Here is a 16,503-nt window from a genome sequence, read left to right on the forward strand (position 1 = left end):
CAGTTCTGCAGGGTCGCTTCGCTGATACCGAAGTCGGCGGCGATCTGTTTGATGGTGACGCCGCTCTCACGGCGACGAGCGACCGCGACGACATCCTCGCGGAACTCTCTGGGATAGGGACCGGGCATGATGACATCCTCCCCGTCAGCGCCTCCCGACGCTAACGATCAGTTGTCACCGATCCATTCCTCACGCCCCCAGGCTATCCCATCGCCGAGATTGCGGAACGCTATAGCGAGTTTAACGGCTCGGTCAGGGCGATGCTGTCGTCTCCGGCCTTGAAGGGGCTGACCTTGTGGAAGAGGAGCGCAGAGCTTTCGTCTCGGCCGGCGCGCACGGCTTCGTCGACGAGCTTCTGATCTCCGACGATCGACCGGTCCATCCAGTGCTCCCAGAGATCTTCGGGTAGGGTGAGCGGGTTCCGGTCGTGGATGCTTGCGAGCTCGTCGACGGTGGGCATGGTGAGGATCGTCGCGGTGAGTACCCATCGGTTGGGGTCGTCGTCAGGGCGCGAGCGGTCTTGCCACCAGGAGTACAGGCCGGCGAAGCCCAGGATGCCCTGCTCGGGGTGGATCCACCAGGGCTGCTTGGCACCCTTCTCACCCGTCCACTCGTAGTAGCCGCTCGCGGGGATGATGCAGCGGTTCGCCTTGAGGGGCTTCTTCCATGTCGCCTTAGTGGCGATCCCCTCCGAGCGCGCGTTGAACGTCGGGAAGCGGGGAGTGAGCGTCTCGCTCCACGGCGGCACGAGGGACCAGCGCGCCGTCTCGACACGAATCTCGTCGTCCTTCTCCGAGTCGCGGATCAAGACGATGTCCTGGGTCGGCTTGATGTTCCACCGTCCCTGCCAGTCCGACGACCATTCGTTGTGGTGCCGGCCCGTCGACGTCACGAAATCCGTGATCGACGAGTTCACGTGGTCATCGAGAGCGAAGCGTCCGCACATGCCGCCAGAGTAGGGGCCCTGAGTGATCGCGCTAGGGGTGTGCGCTCAGCGGCACTGCCGTGTTTGTGCGTCCGTCAGCGATGCCTGGAGGGCGGCCTCGAGCGGCACGTGCATCACCTCGACATGTGCGTCGCGGATCGCGGCTGGGAGTCATGCGCCGGGCCGTTTGAGATAGGCGGCTGCGTCCTCGCCGGCAACTGCGATGATGAGACGTTGAGACCTGAGCTTCTGTCCAGCCCATGCCAGCTTGAAGGCATCGTTCGCGACTTTGTGCCGCTGGGCACCTTTCACGGTGCCGATGTGTGCGTAGGCTTCGACGAGTACGGAACGGTCCTCGCTCGCGCCGTCGATCTCGACGCGGACTCCGTCGATGGGGATCCTCGCCGATGCAAGTGGGATGCCGAGCATGCCGCTGACGGCAGCAATGATCGGGACCTCGGCGAGACGTTGCTCGGTCGAGTCAGAAGCATGGGTCATCACGTCAGGCTACTGCGCAAGCTCTGCAACGCCTGCGCCATTGCGGATGGCTCGAGTCGCTGGCGTTGAGCTAATCAGTAGCTTGCACAACCGGTATCGAGATTCTGATCAATCCGAGTGGGGCAATATGATGAGCTCGTGACCTTTTCACCTCCCCGCCCCGATAGCCCGTTCGATCCTTGGGCAGTCGGACGCGACATCGGAGGCCGGGTTCCGCTTGGCCTGCCTGAGCGCATCCTGGTTGACACCGTCCGCGAAGCCGTGCGCCAGGAAGTCGCGCCGGTGCCGCCAGCGATCGAACCAAGGCCGCGCTTCTGGCCCTGGTGGCTTGTCTACGCGTTCTGGTGGATGATCCCGGCGGCTATCGTCGATGTTCTAGCGGACCCCGGAAGTGCGCTCTATGACTCCACATTTGAGGTCATCAGTTTCGTCATGATCGTTGCGGCAGTTGGGCTGGGTATTTTGCATGCTTCCCGGCGACGGCCCTATAACGTGCGGCTACGGCACGCGGTTGCCGAGGCCGAGAGGGACACTGAGTCACGCCGTCAGCAAGTTTTCGAGTCAGCGTTGGTCGAGGCTAGGCGAAGTGAACGCCTTCCGCCTTTCAACCCGATTCATCCCCAGGTTTACTCTCCGCAACCGCGCCCACGCGGCGTGGGCCCGCAAGAGGCTGAGGAGCTAGCGGCGGAGTGGATGCGCTTCCTCGGCGCTGTTGACGCAGAGGTCACCCGGTACTCCGGCGATGGCGGAGTTGATGTGATCAGCTCCGCGTACATCGCCCAAGTGAAAAACCTCGCACCGATGTACTCTGTACCCGTCGCGCAGGTCCGGGAGCTCGCAGGCGTCGCAGCGCACGACGGTAGACGTGCATTGTTCTTCACATCTGGTTCGTACTCGGCTGGCGGCGTGGAGTTCGCCGATCGCGCAGGAATCGCTCTCTTCATCTATCGCGCGGAGGAGGGTGACCTGATCGGCGCGAACGCACTTGGTAGCGCTGTACGCGCTCAGGGACTGGATTTGCGGGACTAGAGCCGCAGGTTAGCCGAGGCATGATCCGCCCTTTCACGTTTCCCGTGCGGGCCAGCGGCGTGTGCCCTGCTCGAGTTCGCGAACGCCCCGCTGCTTGGTGATTTTGTGTCAATCGGTCGGTAACGATGGGGCACTCATCGCCGTGGTCTACGGTGCGCATGAGCGCGCCGTGAGCATTGGAGCTGGCGCCCAACCCGGACAGAGCACCTCCTGCGCGCGTTTTGTCGCTGTCCGGTCACGCGCGCACCGTATCCCTGTCCGGCCGGACGTGTGGTGTTCATGCTCCGGGCGTACACGAGGGGGATCGGCGGGCAGTTCCCGCGGACAGCTTGGTTGTTCTCTCCTACTTCGAAGGCGGCAGTCGGTTCACACGGACCTTCCGGCCGCCTTCGTTATGTCCGCTATCTACTCGGGGGCGTGTTCTCGGCGTCGTCGAGTGCCCAGACGATCGCGCTGCCGATTGTTTCTGGTTCGTCCTCGAACTTGCGGAACTGGGCGCGTTGCTGGGGTGTGTAGATCAGGGCGATGTCGTGTCCACCTTCCTCGAGATGCTCGAGGATTTGGAGGAGCGCTACGCCTGGTTCGCCGCTATTCAGATCCATTTCGATAGATGCCACGATTTCCGTGGGAAGGAAGCGTGCGCCGATCGCTAGCGCGGTGCGCGCGATCTCGTCGTACTCGTCCCTCATTGTTAGAGTCCCTCGGTGATGGCTTGCGCAATCGGAGCCGGGAGATCGTTGATGAAGTCTCGATGTGATGCGAGTTCTGCCCGCAGGTCGCGAGGGATCCGACGCGTGGCTTCGAGATCCTCACCGAGCGCCATGAGGAGTGCAGTGTCCCAGTCGCCCGCCCACATCGTGTCGTCTACCGCGGTGCGCACCTTTCCGGGGAACTCCTCGCGCACGTGCTTTAACACGCGTTCGGCGAGGTCGTGGAACGTCATGTTGCGGCTCGATCCGGATGCGTGGCGTGGCGGAGGTCATCTCTGAACCGGGCATCCTGCGCCGCGAGGGCCTGCACGGCTGTCTCCAGGTGTCTCGGGAGTGACGGTCCAGTGTGGTGGGCGATCGAGACTGCGTCGATGAAGGCGAAGTATTCTTCGCCGGCATCGGCTTCCGCTTGGATAAGGATCGCGTCATTCGGTCGGAGCGCGGAAACTGCCCATGCCAGCACATCGTCGATGGTCCGTGTGACTTCAGCGGGACTCGACATCGTGGGATCCTCTCGAAGGGCGAGCCGGGCTCCGCCTTCGCCCTTCAGCGAGGCGCGCCGGTCATGGACATCCATCGTAGGGAGGGAGAGGTAGCCGCGCTATACCCGCGAGAGCGGACACGAGAAGACCCCGCCGCGCGGATCCTCTCGGTATGGTGGGAGCCGCTGCGGGGTCAGTACTCGCACGTCACGCGGGTGCTGGGCTCGCGTCTGCGCGTCTGCTCATCGAGGAAGCCGCGCAAGACACAACCGAACTTCGCCGGGGACAGGACCTGTCCGTTCGCGGTGACCAAGACGAGTTCGTCGCCCTCTGCGTAGCGTGCGCAGTCGGCACGGTCGAGACCGGGAGCGTCGAGAGAGCCGAACTGTCGGTGGCCGCCCGCGGAGGATCGCACGCGCGTCGCGACTGTGGACTTCGCGCGTACGATCCTCACCTCCGCGCACTGGGAGCTAAAACCCCAGGTCACGGAGCTAGCTCAGCGGTAGTTCTGGAACTGCAGCGCGACGTCGAGGTCCTCCTGCTTGCCCTTGAGCAGCGCGATGACCTCCTGCAGGTCGTCGCGGCTCTTCGACGAGACGCGGATCTCCTCGCCCTGAATCTGCGCCTTGACGCCCTTGGGGCCCTCGTCCCGGATGATCTTGGAGATCTTCTTCGCGACCTCCTTGTCGATGCCCTCCTTGAGCGAGGTGACGATGCGCACCTGTTTGCCGCTCTCGTAGGGGTCGCCCGAGTCGAGGCTCTTCAGCGAGATGCCGCGCTTGATCATCTTTGACTGCAGCACGTCGAGCACCGCGAGGGCGCGGTCTTCGGTGTTCGCGATGATGAGGATCTGCTCGCCCGACCACGCGACCGAGGCGTCCGTGCCGCGGAAGTCGTAGCGCTGCGAGACCTCCTTGGCAGCCTGGTTGAGGGCGTTGTCGGCCTCCTGACGGTCGATCTCGGAGACGATGTCGAATGAAGAGTCAGCCATAACCCGATCCTACGTCGAAGCGAGCCCGTCGACCTGGTCGCCCAGCAGGGCGAGCAGCTGGATCGCGGCGAGCCCGTACTGCGCGGCGTCGTTGGTCGAGACGGTCGGCATCTCGTCGACGGGCGCGGGCACGAGCGGCACAGGGATCCGGTTGATGCCGAGCTCGCGTCGGTGCAGCAGCCATTCGCCGATGCCGTCGAAGGCGTGCCAGGCGAGTTCGCGCAGCGCCTGATCGTCGCGCTTCACGGCCGCGTACGCGGTGAGCCGCGAGTGTGCCTGCTCGAGGTGGATCCCGGTCAGCGCCTGACCGACCGCGGCCTCCTGCTCCTCGGGCGAGGCGAGGAAGAGCGAGCAGTACTGCACCCACGCCTCCGTGAACGATGGGACGTCGACGAGCGAGATGAGCTCGCTGCAGATCTCGACGAGCCCGAACACGGCGGAGAGGTGCGAGACGCTGATCCGATCGCGGTCCGTCGCGAACCTGCCGGTGTCGAGGTCGTAGAGCGCCTCGCCCGTTAGGAATCCCTTCGGGAGCGCTCCGATGTCGGCCATCGTGCCGAGTAGGCGGTCGCGGGAGCGTTCGTTTCCGGTGCGCTCCCAGTCGGCGAGCCAGGTCGCGGCAAGCGCCGACCAGTCGGTGCCGAGACCCACGGCGACCGCGTTGCGGTCGGCCCGGTACGTCGCGGCGTCGGGGCGCACCTTGCGGGTGGGATCCAGGCCGAGGAAGGTCTCGTCGCTGTCGCGCAGCTCGTCGAGGAGGTCGCCCACCCGCTCGTCGGCGGTGAGGTAGTGGTAGAAGCGGCGATACGCGGGCGTCGAGATGCGCAGCTGCTTGGCCGAGCACCCCCAGTGCTGCACGTTGTGACGCGATCCGAGGCCCGCGAACCGGCCCAGGTGGTACACGTCGACCTCGCCGGTATGGCGGGTCATCGCTTCCGCGAAGCGGAACACGTCGGCGCGGCCCGTGCGCAGGTACGAGTACCAGAGCCACAGGTCGGGCGAGAGCTCGGAGTTGTCCCACGCGTAGCCGCCGACGTCGTAGCGCCAGGTGTGCCGGTCGAAGTCGTAGGCGTGCATGACGTCGCCGTAGTCCCAGAATCCGTACCAGCGGCGCTGTTCGGGCTGCTCGAGGTAGAACGACAACAGCAGGTCGAGGCTGTCCTCGATCTCGGCCTTGATCGGGGTCGAACGGTCGACGAGCGACCAGTCGCCGAATACGCCGCAGGAGGCGATGTGCGCGGGTGTCGCCTGCGGCAGCGCCGGCTTCTGCACGGCGGCGGCGCGCTCGGCGAGGTGCTCGCGCGTCGGCGTCGCGCCCCAGGCGAAGAGGGTGAGCTCGTGCGTGCGGGCGATGCCGTGCGGGTCGCCGAAGCCGGGCTCGTAGTCTTCGTAGGTGATCTCGAGGGCGTCGAGCTGATCGGCGTAGCCGTCCTGGCCGAGCCCGTCGTGATAGAAGCGCATGTCCATCGGCGCCGCCTCGGGGGAGTACAGCCACGCCGTCACGCTCGCGGCGTCGCCGGCGGCGCCGCGCACGTCGAGCTGCCCCGGGTGCGACTGCCAGAAGCCGCGCACGCCGATGCCGAAGCCGCCCTCGGGGTCGCTGAGCGACACGAGGCCCTCCGCGCGCGTCCCGGCGGTGCTCCGGATCCACGCGCGCCCGGTGTTGGTCGTCGACGCGGTGCGCTTGCGCAGCTCGTAGCCGTCGGCGGTCAGCTGCGTGAGCGTGTAGTCGTCCCATTCGGGGATCCACCGGATCCGGTCGGACGTGCGCGCGTCCCACTCGGCGACGGGCGGCGTCGCGCGCCCGGAGATCTGCGCCTCGCGCACCTCGGCACCCGGATCCCGGCGCAGCCCGGTGATGCCGCGAACGGCCTCGGCGAAGACGCCGCCGCCGGCGGTCGCGAAGCGCACGTGCCGGTCGTGGGTCTCCGCGCGCAGGGGCACGTCGGCGGTGAGGCCGAGGGCGGCGAGGAACTCGGTGTCGGCGTCGCCGTCCCAGATGAGCGTGTGCACGAGGCGCACGCTGTCGGCACCGGCGAGCACCACGAAGCGCACGCGGAACGGAAGGCGCTCGCGGCCCGGGGCGGCGTGGTGCCCGTCGACACGGATCACCGCGCGGACGGGACCGGTCTGTTCGACCGTCACCGCGTCCACGACGCCGATGAGATCGGCGCGCGCGTCGCGCGGCGAGGGGCCGTCCGCGAGGGCGCTCACGAGGCGGCCGTTGCGGGCGACCTCGGTGCCGCCGCGGGAGAGCGTCGAGAACAGGGCGGAACCGCTGCGGGGCACGACAAGCTCGAGCACGCCGTTCGCGACCGTCACCTCTGCTGCGGTTTCCGTGACGGTGACCGGCGCATCCGGCGCGGGGTTCTCACCGACCGCGATCGCCGCCCCCGCGAAGGGCGTCGCGCCGACGGCGACGCCCGCCCACTTGACGGATCCATCGGGCCACGTCGCAAGGGGCCAGAACTGTGCGGGAACGGCGGATCCGTCCGCAGAGAGGGAGAGCTCGCTCGCCGAGCCGACGGATCCGCGCGGGACGGGCACGCCGAACGTCGCGCCGTCGGGCAGGGCCGCGGGCGTCTCGTCGTCGAGCCAGCGCAGGGGGATGACGGGGGAGGTCATGAGAGGTCGTGAACTTCCAGATTGCGATAGCGCGCGACGAGCGGCGCCATCTGTCGGAAACCGAGGCGACCGGAGCCGACGCGGGGGCCGGTCGATTCGTCATCGGTCCAGGTGAACAGGAGCAGGTCGTCGATCGAGAAGCGCACCTCGGCGCGATCCTTCTCGACGGTGATGCGATAGAAGGCGCCGCGCGCGTCGACGACGGGCGGCAGCGGATCCGCGCCCTGCGCGACGAGGTGGAAACCGGGCGACTTGCGCAGGTTCGCGGTGTGGAAGGCGCGCTCGTCCTCCCATCGGCGCCGGAAATACGACACGTGTAGCGTGCGGATGTCGCCCGAGTGGTACTGCGGGTAGGAGCCGTCGCGCGGCGCGAGGCCCGCGTCGAAGATCCCGCCGCCCGAGACCGATGCCGCGCCGAAGAACAGCATCGCGAGACCCGGCTCTGACACGGGGGAGAACTCCCACGAGATCCGGATCCGGTCGCCGAACTCCTCCGGGCACCAGAAGGTGAAGTGGTCGTCGGGCCCGCCGGACGAGCGCAGCTCGAGGGATCCGTCGGCGGCCGACGCCGCGACCGGACCCTCGGGGATCCAGTCGGCGACGTCGGCCGGAGTCGACAGGGGATTGCGGTAGACGAGGGTGCTCATCCCTTCACCGAACCCAGCAGCATGCCCTTCGCGAAGTGCTTCTGGAGGAAGGGGTAGAACAGCAGGATCGGCAGGGTCGCGACGATGATGACGGCGAACTTGATGCCCTGCGCGGGCGGCATTTCGCTCGCATCCGACTGCAGCATTGACAGGTCGGTCGCCGCCGTCACCTGGCGCAGGAACATCTGCAGCGTCCACATCGACGAGTCGTTGAGGTACAGCAGGGGCGACATGAAGTCGTTCCAGATTCCGACGGCGTAGAACAGCGCGAAGGTCGCGAGCACGGGCTTCGACAGGGGCAGGATCACGCTCCACATGGTGCGCACCTCGTTCGCGCCGTCGATCATCGCCGACTCCTCGAGCTCCTTCGGCAGCTGCTGGAAGAAGTTCTTGATGATGATGAGGCTGAACGGGTTGATCGCCGCGGGCAGGATCAGCGCCCAGTACGTGTCGAGCAGGCCCAGTTCCTTCACGACGAGGAAGGTGGGGATCATGCCGCCCGAGAACACCATCGTGAAGACGATGAGCATGAGCATCACGCGACCGCCGGGCAGGTTCGCCTTCGACAGCGGGTACGCCATCGACGCCGTCAGTAGGAGCTGGATGCCCGTGCCGACGGCCGTGACGAGCACCGTCGTCACGAGCGCGCGCACGAAGGCGTCGCTCGTGAGGATCGTCGAGTACGCCTTGAGGCTGAACGTCTCGGGCCAGAGGAAGAACGGGCGCGTCGCGATCTCCGCCTCGGTGGCGAAGGATCCGGCGAGCACGTACAGGAAGGGGACGAGGGCGATGAGCCCGATCACCACGAGGATGACGACGTTGAAGACGTCGAACACCCGCCCCGCGGGGGTATTGAAGCGGTACTTCTCGCGAGCCATCAGAAGATTCCCGTCTGGTTGAAGCGGCGCGACAGCCAGTTCGCCCCGAAGATGAGGATGACGCCGACGATGGCCTTGAACAGGCCGACGGCGGTGCTGTACGAGTAGGAGCCCTGGGTGATGCCCATGAAGTAGACGAAGGTGTCGAACACATCCGCCGCCTCGCGGTTGAGCGAGTTGGTCATGAGGTAGATCTGCTCGAAGCCGGTGTCGAGCACATCGCCCATCTTGAGGATGAGCATCACGACGATCGTCGGCGCGATCGACGGCAGCGTGATGTGCCAGACGCGCGACCACCGTCCGGCGCCGTCGATGATGGCGGCCTCGTACTGCTCCTGGTCGACGCTCGCGAGGGCCGCGAGGAAGATGATCGTGCCCCAGCCGGTGCCCTTCCAGATCGTCTGCAGCATGATCACGGGCCGGAACCAGTCCGGATCCGTCAGGAAGTTGATGTCGGTCCCCAGCACCGTGTTGATGAGGTGGAACAGCGGGCCGGTGTCGAGCGCGAAGAGGAGATAGGTCAGGGAGGCGACCACGGTCCACGACAGGAAGTGCGGAATGTAGATCAGCGTCTGCACCGTGCGCTTGACGATGCTGAGCCGCAGCTCGTTGAGCAGCAGCGCGATGACGATCGTCAGGGGGAAGGCGATTGCGAGATTGAGGAATGCGAGGATCAGCGTGTTCCCGAGCAGGCGCACGAAGTCGGGGCTCGCGAAGAAGTTCGTGAAGTGTTCGAAGCCGACCCAGGCGCTGCCGCCGATGCCGAGGAACGGGACGTAGTCCTTGAAAGCGATGATCGCGCCGAACATCGGCGCGTACCGGAAGACCGCAAAGTAGATGATCCCGGGAATGAGCAGCAGGTACAGCCACTTGAAGCGGCTGAAGTGCACGCGCACGCCCGAACGCCGCCGACGCGGCGGGACGATGAGGGACTCCGTCGCGCCGCCGCCGGCCGCGCGAGTATCGAGCAAGACCATGATTCTCCTAGTCGAGGGCGGGTGGGGCGGCACGCGGGCCGCCCCACCCGGGGCGTCACTCAGCCGAGGCGAGCTCGTTCATTTCGGAGATGATCTGGTCGCCGCCGCTGGCGTGCCAGCGCTCGATCTCGGCGAGCAGCTGTTCGCGGTCGATCTGGCCGGCGAGATACTTCAGGCGGGCGTCCGACACGATGAGGTCGAGCTGCGCGCCCTGCGCCACGTAGGTCTGCGACACGTAGGGGGCGGTGGGGTCGATGACGGCGTTCTCGTAGTCGGAGGCCTCGATCGCTTTACGCTTGTCGTAGGCCGCCTGCTCGACGTCGGTTGCCTGCTTCGGCAGGTAGCCCTGGAAACCGGTCACGTTCATGCCCAGCTGCGCCAGCGAGCTGACGGCGTTCTTGAGATCCTCTGGCGCGTCGTCGATCGCGACGGCGAGCTCGCCGTCGAGGGTGTAGGTCTCGCCCTCGATGCCGTTGTTCAGGATCTTGCCCGCCTCGGGGCTGTTCATCTCGTTGAGGATCGACAGCACCTGGCGCAGCTCGTCCTCCGTGCGGACCTGGGCCTTGGGGATCGCGATGAAGCCGCTGTAGCCGGTGGTCGGCAGGGCGTGCATCTCGCCGTCGGGGCCGATGAGGTTGCCCGTGAAGTCGACCATGTTCTGCCAGTTGTCGGGATCGACGTCCTTCAGCAGGCTCATGAGCGATGCGGCGCGCGAGTGGACGTCGATGATGATGCCGCCCTTGCCATTCAGGAACGGCTCGTTCCACTTGGCGGAGTCGAAGGTGGCGAAGTCGGAGTTGACGTAGCCGCCGTCGATGAGCGACTTCTCGTACTCGACGGCGTCGAGCCATTCGTCGGTGTCGAAGTTCGGGATGATCTCGCCGTCGCGCTGCGTGTACCGGTTGCCCGCGCCGAACCACGTCTCGATGACGTCGTAGGGGCTGTTGGTGCCGATCGCGCCGGGCCAGCTCGGAATGATGAGGCCGTAGGTATCGTTCTGGCCGTTGCCGTCGGGGTCCTTCTCGGTGAAGGCCTTGGCGACCTCGAGCAGGTCGTCGGTCGTCTCCGGCATCTCGAGGCCGAGGTTCTCCAGCCAGTCGGCGCGCACCATCACCGAGGTGCGCATGGTGTCGCGGGCGCGGAAGATGCCGTACACCTTTCCGTTGATGCTCGAGGCCTTCTGCACCTCGGGCAGGTTGGTGTTGAGGTTCGGGTAGTCGGCGAGGTAGTCGGTGAGCTCCCAGAAGGCGCCCGCCTCGGCGTTCTTCACGAATCCGGGCGACTTACCCTGGATGACCATGACGTGCGGCACGCTGTCGCCCGCGAGCGTGATGTTCGTCTTGTCCTCGTACGACGCGTTGGGAACCCAGGTGATGTCGAGCTTCGTGCCGATCTCCTCCTCGAGAGCGGTCTCGACGGCGTTGTCGGCCTGCGGGGCGCTCGTCGACAGGTACGGGGCCTGAATCGTGAGCGTCTCGATCTCGGCGGATCCGCCGCCGTCGCCGCCGCCGGATCCGTTCGAGCAGCCCGCGAGGGCGACCGAGGCGATCGCGATCGTCGCGATCGGGAGAATGCGCTTTTTCATAGGTGCTTCCTTGCTGTATGACGGGACGGCTTCGTCCCACGGGTGGGGTTAGGGCTGTTCCGCGAGCAGGCGCTCGTTGGAACGGAAGAATGCGGTGCACAGTCGCGCGGGGATGACGACCAGGGCTCCCACGGTCACGAAGGGGGCGAGGCCGGGGATCGCGAGCGTCGCGCCGCAGATGAGCACGATCGTGAGGGCGAGCAGCACCGTGTGGGCGAGGTTCGCGAGCGCCCATCGCGACGCGCGCAGGATGTACGCGCGGAACGGCATCTCGTAGGTGACGTACATGCCCGCGGTGAGCGAGCCGAGGGTGGCGACGACGATCAGGGCCCCGAGCGCGATCCCACCCAGGAGGCCGAGATTGCCGCGCGACTGGAACCAGAGGAGGTCGACCGCGAGCAGCGCGAGCGCGACGCCGAACGGCAGCAGCAGCAGGTTCGCGCGCCGGAACTCGCGGCGCCACACCGACGTGTACGTGCGCAGGACGGGGAACAGGCGGCCTTCCGCGCGGCGGCGGGTGAGCTCGGCGCCCGCGATCGTGGCGGGAGCGGCGCCCAGAACGATGCCTCCGGCCAGGGCGAAGAGCCACCACAGGGCGTTCACGACAATCATCCAGTAGATGGCCTCGAAGCCCTGCTGCAGTCGTCCCGTTACGGTGTCGCGCAACGTCTCGGTGCTCATCGGGTCTCCATCGATCCGGCCTCCCCTCCGTTGGGAAGCGCTTTCCCCTCATGTGTACACGACATCTCCGGCGAACGCAAAAAACGTTTCAATAACGTGGGTCGAAGCCTCGGCGCTCCGCGTCCGTAGAATGGCGGATCATGCAGGAGCTCACCGCAGACGACATCCGAGCGTCATTCGTCAACGCCGACGAACACGATCTCGAGATCCTCGACCTGCCGCTCGAGGCACTCCTCGTCGACTGGTACCACCACGATTTCTTCGCCTGGCGAGACCCCTCCAACCGCGCGCGCTGCTACGTCGTCGTCGAGCTCGACGGATCCCCGACCGGCATCGTCATGCGCGCGGCGACGAGTTCCTCGCGCGCTCGCAGCGGTATCTGCAACATCTGCCGCACGATGCAGCCGGGCAATCAGGTCGTCATGATGAGCGCGCGGAAGGGCGGCGACGCCGGGCGGCGCGACGAGTCGATCGCGACGTACATGTGCGCCGATGTGTCGTGCCACGAGAACGTGCGCCTCGCCCATCCGCTGGCCCCCGACGAGTTCCGCACGAACGTCGACTTCCGCATCGACAACACCGCGCGGCGCATGCGCGAGTTCGTGCGACAGGTGCGGGACGCGGTGTAGGACTACGCGACGGCGGGGCTCCCCTTGGCGGGCCGCTCGCCGTCCTTGCGCTCGATCGCGCGGAGGCTCCGCGCCACGAAGGCGGCAATCTTCCGCGCGCCGCGCTCGTGAAAGTGGGTGTTGTCCTGCAGTCCCTCCGGCCAGGTCTCGTGTGTGCCCGGAGCCAGGTGGGTGAGATAGGCGACGGATCCTTCCGCGCCCGCGTCCTCGTAGAGCCAGCTGGTGAAGACGGTGAGATCGACGAGCGGCGCGTCGAGCTCGTGGGCGAGGTCGCGGACCGCGTTCGGGTAGTCCCCGTGGGTCGCCTCGACCCGGTCGCCGTCGAACCAGCGCCGCTCGCACGAGGTGCACAGCACCGCGACCCCGCCGCGCTCGCGCACCTCGGCGACCATGCGCGTCAGGCGATCCGTGTAGCCGCCGCGCGCGTCGAGCTCGGGCACCTTCTGGTCGTTGTGGCCGAACTGGATCACCACCGTGTCGCCCTCTCCGACCCCGGCGATGAGCTCGTCCCACCTCTGCTCGAAGAACGACTGCGTCGTCGCACCGCCGAAGGCGAGGTTGCGCACGGGCTCGTCAACATGCGCCGCGAGGTGGGCGCCCCATCCCGACATCGGGTGCTCGGCGGGAGAACATTCGGCAACGGTCGAATCTCCGGCGAGGTGGTACGTCATGCGAGGGCTCCTTCGGCGTCGTATTACGCCTAGTGAATGTAGCGCACGCGTCGCGCCCACCCGTCGCGGATACCCTGGACGTGTGAACACCAAGCGCACGATGAACGTCGAGTCCTTCAACCTCGACCACACGAAGGTGGCGGCGCCGTACATCCGGCTCGCCGACCGCAAGGAGCTGCCGGCGGGCGACGTGATCGTCAAGTACGACGTGCGTTTCACGCAGCCGAACACGGCGCACCTCGAGATGCCCGTCGTGCACTCGATCGAGCACATGTTCGCCGAGAAGAGCCGCGACCACTCCGACCGCGTCATCGACTTCTCGCCCATGGGCTGCCAGACCGGCTTCTACTTGATCCTGCAGGGCGAGCACAGTTCCGAGGAGGTCGCCGAACTCGTGGCCGCGACCCTCTCCGACTTCGCCGACGCGAGCGAGGTGCCCGCCGCCAACGAGATCCAGTGCGGATGGGGCGCGAATCACACGCTCGAGGGCGCCCAGCAGGCCGCCGCCGCGTTCCTCGCCCGGCGCGACGAATGGCTCGAGGTCTACGCGTGACCGCAATCGTCGTCCAGGTCGCCATGGACGAGGAGGCGCAGCCCTTCCTCGACGCCGCCGCGCAGGTCTCGGATCCGGTGACGCTCGGACGCGCCGTGCACCGGGGCGTCGTCATCGGCGGCGCGACCCTCGTGCTCGTCGTCAGCGGCATCGGCATGGTCAACGCGGCCGACGCCGTCGCGGGCAGCGTCTTCCGATACGGATCCGACATCCTGCTCGTGAGCGGCGGATCCGCCGGCGGGCTCGCGAGCGACGCCCGCGTCGGCGACGTCGTCGTCGGCACCGAGATCGTCAACGTCGAGGCCGACGCGCGCGCCTTCGGCTATGCGCTGGGGCAGGTGCCGGGTATGCCCGCGAGTTATCCGACCGACGCCGCGCTCGCCGCGGCCTTCACGGGAGAGCGTGTGACGCGCGCCGCCATGGCCTCGGGGGAGAAGTTCGTCACCGCCGAGCTCGCGCACGCGCTTCGCGAGAGCTTCCCCGGATCCTGGTCGGTCGACATGGAGACCGCCGCGATCGCGCAGGCGGCTTTCAATCACGGAGTGCGCTTCGCCGCGTGCCGAGCGATCAGCGACCTCTGCGCCCCCGACTCCGAGGAGTTCGACACCCACCTCGACGGCGCCGCCGCGCGTTCCGCCGAGATCATCATCGACGCCCTCCCGCGCCTCGCCCGCGCCTAACCCGCCCTCCCCCCCCGTTCAAATGACACATTTACCCCGTCCCACGCCCGCCAACCCCTCAAAAGTGTCATTCCAACGGGCGGACGCCTTGGGTGCGGGTGGCTTGGGTACGGAAGCCCCCGCCGTTGAAATGACACCTTTGGCCAGTGTGGGCGCCCATGACGGGGCAGAGGTGTCATCTGAACGGTCGGGGCGGCGGGTCCGGCTCGATATCGCGTACGACGGCTCGGGCTTCAAGGGGTGGGCGGCACAACCCGGGCTGCGCACCGTGCAGGGCACGCTCGAGGAGGCCCTCTGGCGGATCCTGCGGAGCGACGTGCGCCTCGTCGTCGCGGGCCGCACGGACGCCGGAGTGCATGCGACCGGTCAGGTCGCGCACGTCGACCTCACGGACGAACAGTGGTCGCGCGCGACCCATCTCGCGCGCGGGGGATCCGAGGATCCGGATCCAATCGCGCCGCTCGCCCGCAAACTGCGGGGCGTGCTGCGGCCGTACGCCGACGTCACCGTCTCCCGCACGAGCACTGCTCCCGCGGGATTCGATGCGCGGTTCTCGGCCGTGTGGCGGCGCTACTCGTATCGGGTCGCCGATGACGCCGTCGGGTACAACCCGCTGCTCCGGCACGACACGACCCTCGTGAAGGCCTCGCTCGACGCCTCCCGCATGGACGCCGCCGCCCGTTCGCTCATCGGCCTTCATGACTTCGCGGCCTATTGCAAGCCGCGAGAGGGCGCCACGACGATCCGCACGCTGCTGGAATATGGCTGGCGGCGCTCGGAAGATGGTGTGCTGATTGCGAGCGTCAAGGCCGATGCGTTCTGTCATTCGATGGTGCGGGCGCTCGTCGGCGCCTGCGTCGCCGTGGGGGAGGGGCGCCTCGAGGTCGACGACGTGGTTCGCCTGCGGGACGAGCTGGATCGCACGAGCGCGTTCAAGGTGCTCGACGCCCGCGGGCTCACCCTTACCGAGGTCGGCTACCCGGCCGACGAGCTCCTCGCCGACCGCGCCGAGCAGACCCGCGCTCGCCGCTCGCTCGACTGACGCGTTCGTCCATCGCTAATTCATAGCGTGCCTCTACCCTTCCCGCATTCGGCGGGGCTACCGTGAGATCACCATGCGAATCATGTCGTACAACCTCCGCAAACACGCGGCGGCCGCCGAGCTCGAACAGCGCGCCGAACGGTGGGATCCCGACGTCATGTGCCTGCAAGAGGCGAAGGTCGAGGAACTGCCGACCTCGGTGGCGGGCCTGCGCCTGGCCGCGGCGACCGACCGCAATAGGCTCGGGCTCGCGCTCTACTATCGCGAGAGCTCATACCGATTCGTGGAGTCGGTCTCGATGGGGCTAAAGAAGTCGCTGCACGACATCGTGCTGCGGCCAGCGCACGAGCGACTGCTCGGCGTGCAGCTTTACGACATCGACGCGAGCCGTGAAATCACCTTCGCGTCCTTCCACGCCGCGCCGCTCACCGCGCTGAACTCGCTCCGGCGCACGCAGATCCGCTCGGCGCTGCAGGCGCTCGAGGCCCTCGGCCCAGGCACCCCCACCTTCATGGTCGGCGACTACAACTATCCGGTGTTCAAGGAGCGTCTGGGAGACCAGATCCGCGAGCACGGCTACGACATGACCCTGAGCGACTCGCGCACATACACGCGCTACCGCTTCTTCAAGGGTCACTACGACTTCGTGACCAGCCGCGGGTTGTCGATCGGCGAGGTCAAGACGCTCCCGCAGGGCACGAGCGACCACCTGCCGATCCTGATCGAGGCGGAGTACCGCCGCCACGCACGCTGACCCCACCCGTTCGTATGACACGTTTCGGGGGTGTTGTGGGGCGTGAGTGCCGATAAGTGTCATATGAACGGGATCCTGCACCCCTCGTATGCCACCTTTAGCGCCTGCCGGGGTGCGTGAGTGCCCATACGTGTCATACCAACGGG

The 16,503-nt window shown here is 67.0% G+C and carries 20 protein-coding genes; 6 read left to right on the top strand and 14 right to left on the bottom strand.

Annotated elements, in window-relative coordinates:
• The 3 genes from IEX05_RS15530 to IEX05_RS08905 form a co-directional block, all read right to left on the bottom strand.
• Positions 1–128 (bottom strand): transposase (locus IEX05_RS15530; RefSeq protein ID WP_505744126.1); only part of this gene is annotated, 128 nt, incomplete at its 3' end.
• Positions 129–229: 101 nt separating this feature from the next.
• Positions 230–946, bottom strand: coding sequence for an SOS response-associated peptidase (locus IEX05_RS08900; protein ID WP_188701045.1), 717 nt, complete (start codon positions 944–946; stop codon positions 230–232).
• Positions 947–1,096: 150 nt separating this feature from the next.
• On the bottom strand, positions 1,097–1,423 hold the full coding sequence (locus IEX05_RS08905; RefSeq protein ID WP_188701046.1) for a hypothetical protein: 327 nt from the start codon (positions 1,421–1,423) through the stop codon (positions 1,097–1,099).
• Between the two features lie 138 nt (positions 1,424–1,561).
• Between IEX05_RS08905 and IEX05_RS08910 the strand changes: the two genes are divergently transcribed.
• Positions 1,562–2,452 carry a restriction endonuclease gene (locus IEX05_RS08910; protein ID WP_188701047.1) on the top strand — a complete coding sequence of 297 codons (891 nt, stop codon included), beginning with the start codon at positions 1,562–1,564 and terminating at the stop codon, positions 2,450–2,452.
• A gap of 401 nt (positions 2,453–2,853) precedes the next feature.
• Here the strand turns inward: IEX05_RS08910 and IEX05_RS08915 are convergent, their stop codons facing one another.
• The 10 genes from IEX05_RS08915 to IEX05_RS08960 form a co-directional block, all read right to left on the bottom strand.
• Complete coding sequence (locus IEX05_RS08915; protein ID WP_188701048.1) at positions 2,854–3,141, bottom strand: hypothetical protein; 288 nt, start codon at positions 3,139–3,141, stop codon at positions 2,854–2,856.
• A gap of 2 nt (positions 3,142–3,143) precedes the next feature.
• The gene (locus IEX05_RS08920; RefSeq protein ID WP_188701049.1) at positions 3,144–3,395 is read right to left on the bottom strand and encodes a hypothetical protein; all 252 of its coding nucleotides are present in this window, start codon (positions 3,393–3,395) and stop codon (positions 3,144–3,146) included.
• Between the two features lie 442 nt (positions 3,396–3,837).
• Positions 3,838–4,059, bottom strand: a complete 222-nt coding sequence (locus tag IEX05_RS08925; RefSeq protein WP_188701050.1) for a hypothetical protein — start codon at positions 4,057–4,059, stop codon at positions 3,838–3,840.
• Positions 4,060–4,140: 81 nt separating this feature from the next.
• Positions 4,141–4,635 carry a YajQ family cyclic di-GMP-binding protein gene (locus IEX05_RS08930; RefSeq protein ID WP_188701051.1) on the bottom strand — a complete coding sequence of 165 codons (495 nt, stop codon included), beginning with the start codon at positions 4,633–4,635 and terminating at the stop codon, positions 4,141–4,143.
• Between the two features lie 9 nt (positions 4,636–4,644).
• Entirely contained in the window at positions 4,645–7,260 is a 2,616-nt protein-coding gene (locus tag IEX05_RS08935) for an exo-rhamnogalacturonan lyase family protein (RefSeq protein ID WP_188701052.1), read from the bottom strand.
• The gene (locus IEX05_RS08940; RefSeq protein ID WP_188701053.1) at positions 7,257–7,907 is read right to left on the bottom strand and encodes a DUF1961 family protein; all 651 of its coding nucleotides are present in this window, start codon (positions 7,905–7,907) and stop codon (positions 7,257–7,259) included. The genes IEX05_RS08935 and IEX05_RS08940 overlap by 4 nt, the downstream gene beginning before the upstream one ends.
• Positions 7,904–8,785: a carbohydrate ABC transporter permease gene (locus tag IEX05_RS08945; RefSeq protein ID WP_188701054.1), complete on the bottom strand. Its 882-nt coding sequence runs from the start codon at positions 8,783–8,785 to the stop codon at positions 7,904–7,906. Before IEX05_RS08945 ends, IEX05_RS08940 begins: the two co-directional genes overlap by 4 nt.
• Positions 8,785–9,762 carry an ABC transporter permease gene (locus IEX05_RS08950; RefSeq protein ID WP_188701055.1) on the bottom strand — a complete coding sequence of 326 codons (978 nt, stop codon included), beginning with the start codon at positions 9,760–9,762 and terminating at the stop codon, positions 8,785–8,787. Before IEX05_RS08950 ends, IEX05_RS08945 begins: the two co-directional genes overlap by 1 nt.
• A 55-nt stretch (positions 9,763–9,817) precedes the next feature.
• Positions 9,818–11,347, bottom strand: a complete 1,530-nt coding sequence (locus tag IEX05_RS08955; protein WP_188701056.1) for an extracellular solute-binding protein — start codon at positions 11,345–11,347, stop codon at positions 9,818–9,820.
• Between the two features lie 48 nt (positions 11,348–11,395).
• The gene (locus IEX05_RS08960; protein ID WP_188701057.1) at positions 11,396–12,028 is read right to left on the bottom strand and encodes a YesL family protein; all 633 of its coding nucleotides are present in this window, start codon (positions 12,026–12,028) and stop codon (positions 11,396–11,398) included.
• A gap of 140 nt (positions 12,029–12,168) precedes the next feature.
• Here IEX05_RS08960 and IEX05_RS08965 point away from each other — a divergent pair, with 140 nt between their 5' ends.
• Positions 12,169–12,657, top strand: a complete 489-nt coding sequence (locus IEX05_RS08965) for an FBP domain-containing protein (RefSeq protein WP_188701059.1) — start codon at positions 12,169–12,171, stop codon at positions 12,655–12,657.
• 2 nt (positions 12,658–12,659) lie between these two features.
• On the opposite strand, the gene IEX05_RS08970 is transcribed toward IEX05_RS08965, so the two are convergent.
• Positions 12,660–13,328 (bottom strand): rhamnogalacturonan acetylesterase, encoded by a 669-nt coding sequence (locus tag IEX05_RS08970; RefSeq protein ID WP_188701060.1) that lies wholly within the window; start codon positions 13,326–13,328, stop codon positions 12,660–12,662.
• Between the two features lie 100 nt (positions 13,329–13,428).
• Between IEX05_RS08970 and IEX05_RS08975 the strand changes: the two genes are divergently transcribed.
• From IEX05_RS08975 to IEX05_RS08990, 4 genes are all read left to right on the top strand, one after another.
• Positions 13,429–13,881, top strand: a complete 453-nt coding sequence (locus IEX05_RS08975) for an S-ribosylhomocysteine lyase (protein WP_188701475.1) — start codon at positions 13,429–13,431, stop codon at positions 13,879–13,881.
• Positions 13,878–14,561 (top strand): 5'-methylthioadenosine/S-adenosylhomocysteine nucleosidase, encoded by a 684-nt coding sequence (gene mtnN, locus IEX05_RS08980; RefSeq protein ID WP_229661233.1) that lies wholly within the window; start codon positions 13,878–13,880, stop codon positions 14,559–14,561. The genes IEX05_RS08975 and mtnN overlap by 4 nt, the downstream gene beginning before the upstream one ends.
• A 172-nt stretch (positions 14,562–14,733) precedes the next feature.
• Positions 14,734–15,603, top strand: a complete 870-nt coding sequence (truA, locus tag IEX05_RS08985) for a tRNA pseudouridine(38-40) synthase TruA (RefSeq protein ID WP_229661234.1) — start codon at positions 14,734–14,736, stop codon at positions 15,601–15,603.
• Between the two features lie 73 nt (positions 15,604–15,676).
• Positions 15,677–16,357: an endonuclease/exonuclease/phosphatase family protein gene (locus IEX05_RS08990; protein ID WP_188701066.1), complete on the top strand. Its 681-nt coding sequence runs from the start codon at positions 15,677–15,679 to the stop codon at positions 16,355–16,357.
• Positions 16,358–16,503 lie beyond the last annotated feature (146 nt).

Source organism: Microbacterium nanhaiense, from assembly GCF_014646015.1.
Taxonomy (GTDB): Bacteria; Actinomycetota; Actinomycetes; order Actinomycetales; family Microbacteriaceae; genus Microbacterium; species Microbacterium nanhaiense.